Source organism: Rhizobium rhododendri, from assembly GCF_007000325.2.
GTDB lineage: Bacteria > Pseudomonadota > Alphaproteobacteria > Rhizobiales > Rhizobiaceae > Rhizobium > Rhizobium rhododendri.
In genome coordinates this window covers 371,041-381,845 of the sequence record NZ_CP117269.1, presented here as the reverse complement: position 1 = coordinate 381,845, position 10,805 = coordinate 371,041, and the positions used below count along the sequence as shown (strand labels likewise).

Here is a 10,805-nt window from a genome sequence, read left to right as displayed (position 1 = left end):
TCTGTCCTCTTGACGGTTACGATCACTAAACGAGATCATTACCGTCACGGATGACAGAGAGAGTCCGATTCTTCAAGGGATTTTTCGCTAAGCAGAAATTAACGAGCGTAACTCGCACAAGGACTTTACAATTGTAAAGTTCGGGGACCCGCCAATACGTCATAGAAGGGATGTTAGGGGCCGGATGAACCCCATCGCCTAAGCCTAAGCCAATGGATGCGGCTTGGAAAGAGGCGCGCCGGGTATGGCCCCGCGCTCTATGAGAGATGCCCTGGATGCTTCCGCATTACTGCATCTCCGCCAGGGCCAGTTCAAGCGACAACTTCTTGAGTGAACCTCGCCGGGCCCTCCGCCAAGAACCGAAGCAATGCAGAAAGAACGAACTAGGTCTTGGAAATGAGCGCCGCATTGATTGATCTCTCGCATCTGGTCAAAGTCAGTTATATACATTTGGTTGCTGAGTCAGGGTGCTTTCGCTTATCCCCAATCCGGTTGAAGCATAACAAGCGTCCCATTGTTCTCTTCGTAGTGCGGTCTATGCATCTCCGCCACCACTACCCGGGGCCTTTCGCCTCATATCCAGGGCCGATGCAGTGTACTTACGCGGTCTTCGATCCGCATCCAACTGTCTCATATTCGTCAGACCCGGTCCGGTCACGTCCCTCATGGCCATTGAAAACTATATCCGCGAGTGAACTTCAAAAAAAACGGTTGCAAAAGGCTTTGCCGCCCGGCACGGCTTGGAGATGATCCTCACTTTTCCAAAGCCCAAACAGCAGGACGGACAATTTGCGTACCACCGCCGATCGCGCCCGCTTTGGACCCAATCATTTCGCCAAATTTAACTCCCAGCTTCGCAAGGCGCACGGCGCGGTCACCGCTGCTAGGAGGCAGCCTGCTGCCTCATAGAGATAATACCGTAAGATATCGTCCCCGGCTGGAGATCGAGTCTGTCACATCTCGATCGCCCGACTGGTACCTTTTGGGTGTCACGCCAACGTAAGAACCGTGGATCGGCTTTTCCCAAAGCGCCGCGAATTTTCCGCCGGCGCCACCAAGCGTAGGGAGGTCAGCGGTCCGACGCCAGGCGCCGACATCAGATGCCAGCACGCTTTGATGCGGCCGATATTTGCCGCACCTTCTTATCCAGGCGGGCCAATTCCACCGAAGCCCTGCGAGCGTATCAAAAAGTGCCGCAATCCCGATATAAAGACCATCATGTCGGTGCAGGAAGATCGCACCTCCCATCGAATTGCTTACCTCCGGCTCAAGCCGAATTTTTGATGCCGAACGGTCGCAGCAGCCCACGAACTTGCCTATAAAGCTGGCGCTTGACGTTGACGAGTCGCTCGCGCGCCCAACAAGGCCTTTAGCCGATGACTTTCCATGGTCTTCCATATACTGCAGAATACCCGCCGCTCGCCAGCATCTCGGCCAGTGCTTGCGCGTCCGCCTTGTCGGACTTCTCAGGCCGCGCCTTCGGGGCATCGGTCGCCCGCCGCACATCCATACAAATGATAGGAAAGGTGCAATAAACTCCGCTGACAGTTGAGTAAGTCGAAACGTGAGTCGCCAGTGACAAATGATAAGCAATCTTATCTAGAAGCCCGTTCGGCCTGACGGCGTAAGTCGTTGCTCAAGTCGGCCGGCATGCTCACGGAAGGTCGATTAGGTTCACAGTCGCCAACGACATCCGATCGAACTGGTGGCTGATGGCCTGGCGAATAAACTTCAATCCGTACCAAGTTATGAGTGAGGTTCTACGGGTTTCCGGCCGGCGCTGTTTCCAACTTACACCGGCCGAGGCCTGAGCCTGCGCCGCGACCCCGAAGCCGTGATAGACGCGTGGAGATGATGCCTTAGGCGCTGAGCTCTCGGTATTCGTAAAATGTCGTAGAAATCCGCTGGCGCACTAAAAATCTGATCCCTAGTCGCCAACTATGCAGCATGGTTTTCGTTTCATATCTACGTCTAGCAATAGACTGGCACAGCAGAAGTTCATTCATCGGAAATTAAAACATCGGCAGGAAGCAGTCAGATGGCGGGAATGAACGAAGACGCTCGTTATGTCCAGATCTCGGAGCGGGTTGATAACCACCCGAGGGCGATTGCCGGTATCGATGTGCAGATGCGGCGAAAGTTTCATCGACATCGCGTCATAGCTGCGCGGCCCAACCGATGACTTCAGGGGCGGCTCTCGAACGCAATGGCCGCTGCTCATCGGATTCAGCGCCGTGGCAATCACCATTCCTGACGTCCTAGCCTATCTCGCGCTGCAGCCGATCAAGGACAACCCAACCCCTGTTCGCGGAGTCGCTTGCATTGAAGCATCCAATACCAAGCAAAGCCTATCGACGGTCGTCACGTCCATGGTCCCCCAGCAGGCGCTTAAGTGGCGTACCTAGCGTAGCTATGAGAACCGCAGGCGCCCGACGGCTTGGTCTTATCTACCCAACTGCCGAGGTGACGCGTGCGGAGCTCGATCGCGTTTTCTCTGGCTACGATCAGCGCTTCCTGGCTCTTGAGCGTCAAAATGACCAGAGAAATAGGGACGCGGCAAATATTCTGCTAGAGACCTATTTCTTGAGCTTCGCGAGCGGCGCGACCGCGTAGAGCGGGAACGCGCGAGGCCTACCGGGCATAGAGCGCGCTTGACACCTCCAGCGCAGTGGCGACGGGTCTCGAGGCTTTCAGGCGGGGCAACGGCTGCGCCAGCTGCGCATGTGACGGCACCTATGCATCTGGCCTGGATCGTCGCGCCATAGGTCCGAAGCGGCATTGAAAAGTAGGTAGTCGGGCAAAATACCAAGAACTTCGTAAATCTGTATTATGGGCGTTGCGGTCAGTTCCGTTTTGCCATTTTCACACTGACCATACGCGGCTGGGGCGGAGCCCAAAAAATGGGCCAACTCGGCGCGGGTCAGATTTCTAGCAGCACGCGCCCCTTAAGTGTGGCGACAACCTTTCCGTCGATTTCTCCGGGCTTCAGAAATTCGTCAATTCGGGCCCGCCTGTAACAGGCCTGTGTATTGGTATCATCACCGGCACTGGGACGACGAACAGGCCATGTATCGAGATGTGCCAATGTAAGAAGATCTTAATAGCCGATCTGTCAGCGCTCGCGTGAGAGGCGTATGATATCGAAACGCCGTCTGATTTCCTGCAGGTGATCTCGGCCAGCTTGGGCATCTGACCGTCACAGCGCCGCCTCTTCGGTGGCGGCCCACTACGCGCGGTCGGACTGCAATCGGGCTGAGATCTCATCTAGACGTGACTCTCGTTCCGATCGAGAATCGACAATTTGCCCGAAGCCGGGTCAGTCGTCGCAATGCCCGATACTAAGGCGCCCCCGGCCGCCTTCACCGCTTGGCTATAAGACGCCGGGCTGCGTTTCCTTGGTCACGGCGTCGCCTGGACAGCAGGGCGTATCGCGGCCTTCTGCGACGGAGGAGAGAAGACGCGCCATTTCGTCAGTGTCAACAAACTGGCAAGCCGCCGGCGCACCGTGTCGGACCCGACGATCGAAGGAACCGTTGGTAGCGCGGGTTTTGCTGGTCATCGGCTGGCATACCGCGAGGTGAGGATCGATGTCGCGCTGTTCGGGTAGCCAGAGATGGTGGACGACGAATTTCAGCAGCAGCGCCTCGGTCGGTTGCGGACTAGGGGAGGGAGGCGCCGGTCGCGGCCAGCGACTAGGCCCGTAGGCAAGGTCGGAGGTAAGCGCGCGCAGCTGATATGCCCGACGCTCCGTTGACCAAGTGGCGCAGCTTTTCGATGTCCTGGTGGGTCAACAGTTCGTCCAGTTTCGTAGGCGCGGCGATCGACGACAGCATTTGAGGGTGACCGCATGGTCATAAAACCTGCAGATCAATGGTCTTGACCGCCGATCGATAGTGCACGTATCTAATTCGTTGTTTTGCGATTCAAGTCAGCCACCTCCATCGATAAGGGATACTTACCAGAGGTGATAGGGGGCCGTTATGGTTAATATTTGGTTACGGAAATAAGGGCCAGATTAACTACGCCTATCCCGATATAGCTCCTAAATATCAATGGTCTAATTGGCGCGAGCCCGATCTGGCGGCCACGTACAAATTCGGACGGCTTACGTCTGCGAGCGGCGGGGAGGGGACTCGAAGGCGGCGAGGTCAAAGTGCTCGTCAGTGCCCATGACGGCAACCGTCCAGAATTCTGACGTGGATTGACAGCACTCAGCGAAATTTACGGCATTGGTGACAACTTCGCAGCGGTGCTGACACGCGAGGTCTTCTACCGCCATTTTGGTAATAGAAAACAGTTGGCGAGTTACGTCGGCCTTGCGCCCATGCCGCACCAAAGTGGCAATGTCGATAAAGACCGGCGCATCGGTCGAGCAGGCAACGCTCGAGCGCGAAAGACATTGGTCCAGGCAGCTTGGCTTTGGCTACGATATCAGCCGAAAAGCGAACTCGCTGCCTGGTTCTACCAGAGGGTTGGCGATTTGAAAGGGCGGGCACGACGTATCGCGATCGTCGCGATGGCACGCAAGCTTCTGATCGCGCTCTGGCGCTATACCGAAAACGGCGAAATCCCGGCCGGAGCCGTTCTCCGAGCAGCATAGAAATCACAGCCAGCATTTTCTGGCTGTGCGAGGAGCACGACCGTCTTCGTCAATGGTCAACCAAGAACCGCGTTCCAGGTTGGTCGTGCTCATTGGGGCTTGCCTCGTGCATGAGGCATTATGGTTATGGGTTCCAAGTTGAACCCGACCGCATGTAAGGTTACGCAGCCAAGGCTGCCGCACAGCGCCGCCCCAAACTCGCAATGATTGTCTGGAATTTTAAAGGAGAAAAATATGGCACGATGACGTTGGCACATGAACCCTCATGTAAGACGAGGCCCGGATCGGTCAGAAGAACAAGATCACGCGCCGCTGGGCCAAGCGCGGCTCAAGGCCGTCCGCGCCGCACGACAAGCGAACTCGATCCACCTACATCTTCGGTGCAATATGCCCGAAGCTTGGCAAAGCGGCAGCTCTCGTCATGCCGTGGTGTGACACCTACGCGATGACGCTGCACCTGCCGGAAATCGCCCGCCATGTTGATGAGGATGCGCACGCCATCCTCATCATGGATCAGGCAGGCTGGCACACTTCCAATCATCTCGTCGTGCCTGAAAACATTACCATCCTACCACTCCCGCCGAAATCGCCGGAGCTAAACCCGGTCGAAAACCTCTGGCACTTCATGCGCGAAAACTGCCTTTCGAACCGAGTCTTCAAATGATACGACGACATTGTCAATCACTGCTGTGATGCCTGGCGAAAGCTCGAAAGACAGCCATGGCGGATCATGTCCATCGGTCACAGAGGATGGGAGAATGGGTTTTGATCAGTGAAGATCCGTATTAGGCGATCACGCTCATCGTCTACTATGGAACTTGAGCTGGCGAAAATATTGGTAGGTCGCGAAGAAGGTCTAACTTCAAGAGGTACGATCGGTTGATCGTCGTAGAGAGTTACCTGTGCGAGCAACGATATTTCCCATCCATTGGACAGCAATGAATTGATCAGCTTTGGATGCGTCTGAACAATTAGAGAGCTAATGCCAGCAGCACGGCAAAATTCTAGAACACCGACCATGAGAACACGCGAAACGGGAACGCCACCGATCACCTCGTCACGTCTTCCGACGGCACACCGTGTCCACTCGAAAATGTCGTGCGATCGACGCAACTCATGACCCTGCATGATTTGTGGGTATACATGCGAAAGAAGATGTGGCTGCGTAGTTGGTAGCAGTCGGGAATATCCAACTATCGCCCCACTCTTGAGTACAACGAAATGTATGGCGGTCTCGTGATCAAATTCATCACTTTCCCTTCCATCACTTTTGCGAATAGCCTCCCAGCCGCGACCTTCCACGAATTGCTGGTGTCGGAAGCGCCAGATTTTCTCCATGATAGCGCTGTCTACATTCTTATGTCCGACGAAAATCCTTATCATAGGTCCAGCCCCCATTTGGATCACTATGCACGATCTTGTTCTTGCAAAAAATGAGTAGAAATACTTATTTCGAACGATTGAGCGAATTTCTAGTGGCGTAGCTTCCTCTAATGTGACGCCTGCATGGAGAGAGACGATATGCAAATGACGTCGATTATAGGTAACTTCCGCTTATCCCGACAGAGTAAATCTACTCATTTACCGGTTTCATCAAAAACTATAACGAGTAGATCGCAGCTAGCGATAACCACTCTTCACACCATTCAAGTGATCTCTAAGAGGGTCAAGCGGCTGCATTTGCGTGAGTCAATCTACGATCAAAATGTACTAAGGGGAGAACTACCATGACTTTGCATATAAGCTACGCGAAGAAGGAAATCACCGATCAGGCACGTGCTTCGCAGCCTGCGAGCCAGGCGCTTACACAGGGAACTCAATACTCACTGCTTCTCAAGAATCAGTCAGCCCAGGCATGGACGTTTTATGTCTATCAGAAGATGCCGCAGCCGGTGGCAGACGTCTTTTCACTGGCTTGGTTCTGCTCACCGTATCAAATTCGGGTCGGCAACCAGATAAAGTTTACCTGGGAAATCGACTATAATTTTGTTTGGAGCGACACTGGTCAACTGATCCCCGGCGTAGACTTTCTTGCGTCCGGTGATCAAGATTGCAGCCCTGCCGGCGCCAATACGACCACGTTTTCTCTTGATGGTGGTCCTGGCTTAAGTGTTCCGGTCAAGGGCGATCCAGCTGGTTCACTCGTAATCAAGGACGCCCCGTCGGTCCCAAACAACCGTTTCTCAGTTGGAATTGGGATGTCCGGAACGGGAACCTATGTCGTCCAGGCAGGCACGAACCTGACGCACACATTTACCCCGACGCCGAGCTACTGGATCGCTGCAGGAGCGAACATGAGAATTGGATCGGTTCTCAGCATCGACACTATCACGCAGACCAGCGAGGCTAAATTCCCATCGGCCGTCTACAATCTCGTCGGCACTTTGCAGGAAGATAATAGCTGGGTCATCAATCCTGCCTGAGAGCTCAAAGGCTTATACTGGCTTCGGCGCTGGTAGCCGGAGCCGATACAACGGAGCGGCCTGGCGCGCTAAACCTTCGAACCCGGGCTTCGCGCGCAGCCCTAGGATTCAATCTCATTGGAGGAAGCCGATATTGTTCGCAGGACCTCCCATTGGCGCAGTATGCTCCTTTGCCGGCCAGGTCGGTCCTGTCTCTGGCTCGCCCAACAAGGTCTGGGCAAATGCGGCTTGCGCTGGTTCGAGCTCGGTAGCCGGCACCGCGGCTGAGTTCCCTCGTACTCGCGTCGAGGCCCAAAGTGGGATGCTCTGCGATGGACGGTATATTTTGGTCGTCGCTTACCCTGAGCTCTATGCCGTTCTGGGAGGATTGTACGGCGAGCGAAACTACGGTGTCAGTCCGGAATTTCGGATTCCAGACTATCGCGGGCTATTTTTACGCGGATTCGATGCTGGTGCCGGGATGGACCCAGATGCGATGCAGCGACAAGATCCAACCGGCAATAACGTTGCCAATGTTGTCCGCTCGCTTCAATATGAGGCCATTCAGGTTCACTCGCATTCCTATGACGTGACGCAGCCCGCAGGCATTTCGCAGCAGGCTACTGCTGCGGGAACGTCCATCTCGAGAACACAGACGGGTTCGCCAAAAAGCCAACCCGCAGATCTACCGAAACTCGCCCACGAAATGTCGCTGTCAACTATCTCATCAGATTTCGATGAAAGGCCATAGACACTTCTCGGTCCATTCGTCAAAGGAGTTCTGCGGAATTGGCAGCTAATTTTTATCGGTTCATCTAGAGGAGGAGAAATGTGATGATTACGACAACACGAGCTTTCAAATTCGTCCTTGCTGTCGCACTGATGTTCACTATGGTGGAGCCGGGCATAGCCGGGGAGACCATGAAGGTCAAAAACAACGCTACTGCCGGTGTCACGCCAGTCGAGACTGGCGTGGTCATACGAGGGGTAACATTGACTGGGCCTAAAGGCCAACCGGGATCCTCAACAGGGAAGACGTGTGACTTCAGTGGTGAGGCGGTCAATCAATCCGGTCGTATGGAGGGAGCGAGTGTCAATTGTAAGCCAAATGGAAATTTCGCCACTACGCTGCCGGGACTGCCACAACGCTTCGACGCTTATTGCGTGATCAAGGCGCCGGTCAAGAGCGCGCGATTGCTGCAAGCGCCGGTTCCGGACAACCCCAATCATTGTGACCTTTCGGGCATCACGCCGAAAGACGCCACCGCCCAATTCGGCGGTGCTGTCTGGCGCTGAGAAAAGCTGATAATACATTCCATATATGAGGTTGCTGCCACCCTCGGCTGATGAGAACATCCGCCTTGGTTTGTCGAAGACCTTACGGAGAGCAGCGATGCAAATATATGTTGTATTGGACGTCAGTCTCAAGTGCACCCACATTTGCATTATTGATCAGGAATGCAAGGTAGTGTGGCGTGGGACTGTGGATAGCAACCGTCAAAGATCGCCTAGCGACTGAAGAGATGGAAAGATCATCTCGTGAAGGTCGGGCTTGAGAGAGGATCGCTTACGCCCTGGCTTTACCATGGGCTGAAGAATCTTGGCTTTCCTATATCTGCATGGATGCGCGGCGTGCCTCAGATGCTAAGAAGGCGCGGCCAGAGAAGACTGACAAGGCGGATGCGCAGGCACTCGTCGAGATGCTGGCGAGCGGCTGATATTCCGCAGTGCATGTGAAGACCATGGAAAGCCACCGGTTGATCGCATTTTTACGCTGGGCTAGCTCGGGTTCGTTGACCGTCACGAAGCGGTTCATTTCCCTCGGCCGATCAGGAGATCGGCAATCTGCTCGTTCTCGTCGTCCAGCTTGGCGCTGGACGGTAGCAGGTCTCACTGACCTAGAAGGTGCGGCAGGCGAGTGTAATGCTCACCCCGCGCAACGCCACTGCTTTCCGGGCCATAGGGAAGAAACATCAACCGTCACTGAAATCTACACGAGCGACCTCAACGTAAAATTCGAAGCCGAAAGCTTTCGGCAACCATCTGAGGCGCATTTACGACATCGAGTTTCCGCTGAAGATTGAATATTTCATTTTGAATTGTCCGATGCGATCGTCCTAGAATATCCGCGATCTCGGTCGCTGTCTTGCCAGCGGCGCACCACTGAATAATCTCGCGTTCTCGCGGTGTTATGTTTGGCAGATTCTTAGTCGTCTGCTTTGCTTCTTTCGCGTTCTGCTCACGCAGCAAGCTAAGCGCGTAGGCCGATAGGACATACAGAGCTCTTCGAGCCGATACGCAGAGATCGACCTTTTCTGCTCCGAAGCTGATTATCGACTGAAGCCCGGTCGCGGCATGCAATGGAACGCACAGACCATCGAGCATCTTGAATTCACTCGCCTCGCTCATGACGCGACGGCTTTGCCGGTCGAGCTTGTGATCGTTCAGCAAATCTGACCAGATAAATTCTCTGTCACGGGTTTTACTCAAGAGTATTACAGGGTCGGTATGCACGTAATTGTTTTCCAGATAGCGATTATACCATTCTATCGGCCAGCCGCTTAAGATAAGATAGGGCTCAAGGCGTTCGATTGGTAATGGTATTCCGGAAACGACAAAGCAGCTGAAGCCGAAATGTCGGGATACTTTGCCTAACGATGAAAACACTTCATCCCTGTCTTGAGCACGGGATGTCTCTGTTATAAAATCCAACATGACGTTCGATATTGCTGAGAACTCCATGTCCACCGTCAGCTCCGTCACGTTGATCGGATATTGGCCTCTTGAATATTGGGCAGTAATTTATTTCATGCCAATCTTGCATAAGTTAGGAATGAATGCTCCGTGACACAGGAAGGCTATAGAGCCGGCATGCTGTGCACATTTCACGCGGCCGAAGCCGTAGAAAAATGCAAGCTTGGCGAGTATGCTGTGCTTGAACGACTTTCATCGTTCGATTAATATCAATGGTGACGCTAACCTGATCCGATCGGTTATGCAACCGAAAATTACATCATTAACAAAGCTCGCGTCGAAGCAACATCGGCTCTCAATGTTGCAAACGATGACGGTAAAGGTTACTGCCTAATATACAAGCGTTTCTTGATCTAACAGATATTGCACTCCGCTAGCATAGGATTTCGTCTCATCAATTCAAACGCTCGAGTTGCAGTTTTTCGAAAAAATTTGCTTCGTAATTTCTAGCAGATTGAGGCCGAAATCATAGAGCGTCTGTCTCGAAATTCGTCCTGGTCCTGGCAGACGACCCGACAATCTGGCGAATCGATCTCACCTAATCTTTAGCCGCTGTCTGATGATCTACAGAACGCAATTCCCCGGAATATCGACTAAACAATGTCATTGCGCCGCCAGCGCAAACGATCGGCGATAATTTTGCTGCTCAAATCCCTCTTATGTTCGTTTTCAAGTGGTCTAGGCGTCATTATGCTCCTTCCATCGGTTGTGATGAAGCCATGTAGATAAAGCTGATATACGAAGGTGGAGACAGGGCTTTCGACGATTGCGCCTGCATCAGGTGCGCCCCGCCCTCTTTCGCCGTCGGGCAGGGAAAGTATCCGCGCCCGCTTGCCCCACCGGGCATTGCGCGAGACATCGGCCAGCTCGAAGAACTTTCGCCGCGTATGGGCAAACCAGAAGGCTGGCGTCACCGGGGTTTGTTTCTTGGTTCGGTCGAAGAGAGGATTGAAGCCATTATAGCAATCGGCCTGCAGGATGCCGATCGCGTTGGGTTGGCTTTTCATCCTCTCCTGCTCCGCATCGGCACGAACGCACCGGTAATACTG

At 53.9% G+C, this 10,805-nt stretch carries 8 protein-coding genes and 5 pseudogenes; 5 read left to right on the top strand and 8 right to left on the bottom strand.

All coding sequences use genetic code 11. The annotated features are described in order from the left end of the window. Positions 1-989: 989 nt before the first annotated feature. The 4 genes and pseudogenes from PR018_RS28690 to PR018_RS26780 form a co-directional block, all read right to left on the bottom strand. Positions 990-1,097, bottom strand: coding sequence for a hypothetical protein (locus tag PR018_RS28690; protein ID WP_142832028.1), 108 nt, complete (start codon positions 1,095-1,097; stop codon positions 990-992). A gap of 905 nt (positions 1,098-2,002) precedes the next feature. Next, positions 2,003-2,248 carry a hypothetical protein gene (locus PR018_RS26785; RefSeq protein WP_142832030.1) on the bottom strand — a complete coding sequence of 82 codons (246 nt, stop codon included), beginning with the start codon at positions 2,246-2,248 and terminating at the stop codon, positions 2,003-2,005. Positions 2,249-2,690: 442 nt separating this feature from the next. After that, the gene (locus tag PR018_RS28665) at positions 2,691-2,897 is read right to left on the bottom strand and encodes a hypothetical protein (RefSeq protein ID WP_425064182.1); all 207 of its coding nucleotides are present in this window, start codon (positions 2,895-2,897) and stop codon (positions 2,691-2,693) included. Between the two features lie 511 nt (positions 2,898-3,408). Then, positions 3,409-3,833: pseudogene (locus PR018_RS26780) on the bottom strand (integrase); the annotation flags it as partial. A 383-nt stretch (positions 3,834-4,216) separates the two neighbouring features. Between PR018_RS26780 and PR018_RS26775 the strand changes: the two are divergent. Next, positions 4,217-4,600 (top strand): annotated as a pseudogene (locus tag PR018_RS26775) (transposase); the annotation flags it as partial. Between the two features lie 271 nt (positions 4,601-4,871). Beyond that, positions 4,872-5,369 (top strand): annotated as a pseudogene (locus PR018_RS26770) (IS630 family transposase); the annotation flags it as partial. On the opposite strand, the gene PR018_RS26765 reads toward PR018_RS26770, so the two are convergent. Further along, positions 5,342-5,938, bottom strand: a complete 597-nt coding sequence (locus PR018_RS26765) for an acyl-homoserine-lactone synthase (RefSeq protein ID WP_244615538.1) — start codon at positions 5,936-5,938, stop codon at positions 5,342-5,344. The pseudogene PR018_RS26770 and the gene PR018_RS26765 sit on opposite strands and share 28 nt — an antisense overlap. Positions 5,939-6,327: 389 nt before the next feature. On the opposite strand from PR018_RS26765, the gene PR018_RS26760 reads away from it, so the two are divergent. The 3 genes from PR018_RS26760 (at position 6,328) to PR018_RS26750 (ending at position 8,298) form a co-directional block, all read left to right on the top strand. Beyond that, positions 6,328-7,023, top strand: coding sequence for a protein rhiA (locus tag PR018_RS26760; protein WP_142832035.1), 696 nt, complete (start codon positions 6,328-6,330; stop codon positions 7,021-7,023). 325 nt (positions 7,024-7,348) lie between these two features. Further along, entirely contained in the window at positions 7,349-7,753 is a 405-nt protein-coding gene (locus PR018_RS26755) for a phage tail protein (RefSeq protein ID WP_244615539.1), read from the top strand. A gap of 83 nt (positions 7,754-7,836) precedes the next feature. Further along, a complete protein-coding gene (locus tag PR018_RS26750; protein WP_142832037.1) occupies positions 7,837-8,298 on the top strand; it encodes a protein rhiC in 462 nt (153 codons plus the stop codon). Between the two features lie 528 nt (positions 8,299-8,826). Here PR018_RS26750 and PR018_RS26745 read toward each other — a convergent pair. From PR018_RS26745 to PR018_RS26735, 3 genes and pseudogenes are all read right to left on the bottom strand, one after another. Further along, positions 8,827-8,963: pseudogene (locus PR018_RS26745) on the bottom strand (IS3 family transposase); the annotation flags it as partial. Positions 8,964-9,006: 43 nt separating this feature from the next. Continuing rightward, complete coding sequence (locus PR018_RS26740; RefSeq protein WP_244615541.1) at positions 9,007-9,744, bottom strand: helix-turn-helix transcriptional regulator; 738 nt, start codon at positions 9,742-9,744, stop codon at positions 9,007-9,009. Positions 9,745-10,568: 824 nt separating this feature from the next. Next, a pseudogene (locus tag PR018_RS26735) lies at positions 10,569-10,739 on the bottom strand (IS66 family transposase); the annotation flags it as partial. Positions 10,740-10,805: the final 66 nt, after the last annotated feature.

Bases quoted from the DNA above. Each gene is read 5' to 3' on its own strand.
- PR018_RS28690 (WP_142832028.1), bottom strand. From the start codon at position 1,097: ATGTCGGCGCCTGGCGTCGGACCGCTGACCTCCCTACGCTTGGTGGCG.
- PR018_RS26785 (WP_142832030.1), bottom strand. From the start codon at position 2,248: ATGGTGATTGCCACGGCGCTGAATCCGATGAGCAGCGGCCATTGCGTT.
- PR018_RS26765 (WP_244615538.1), bottom strand. From the start codon at position 5,938: ATGGAGAAAATCTGGCGCTTCCGACACCAGCAATTCGTGGAAGGTCGC.
- PR018_RS26760 (WP_142832035.1), top strand. From the start codon at position 6,328: ATGACTTTGCATATAAGCTACGCGAAGAAGGAAATCACCGATCAGGCA.
- PR018_RS26750 (WP_142832037.1), top strand. From the start codon at position 7,837: ATGATTACGACAACACGAGCTTTCAAATTCGTCCTTGCTGTCGCACTG.
- PR018_RS26740 (WP_244615541.1), bottom strand. From the start codon at position 9,744: ATGGAGTTCTCAGCAATATCGAACGTCATGTTGGATTTTATAACAGAG.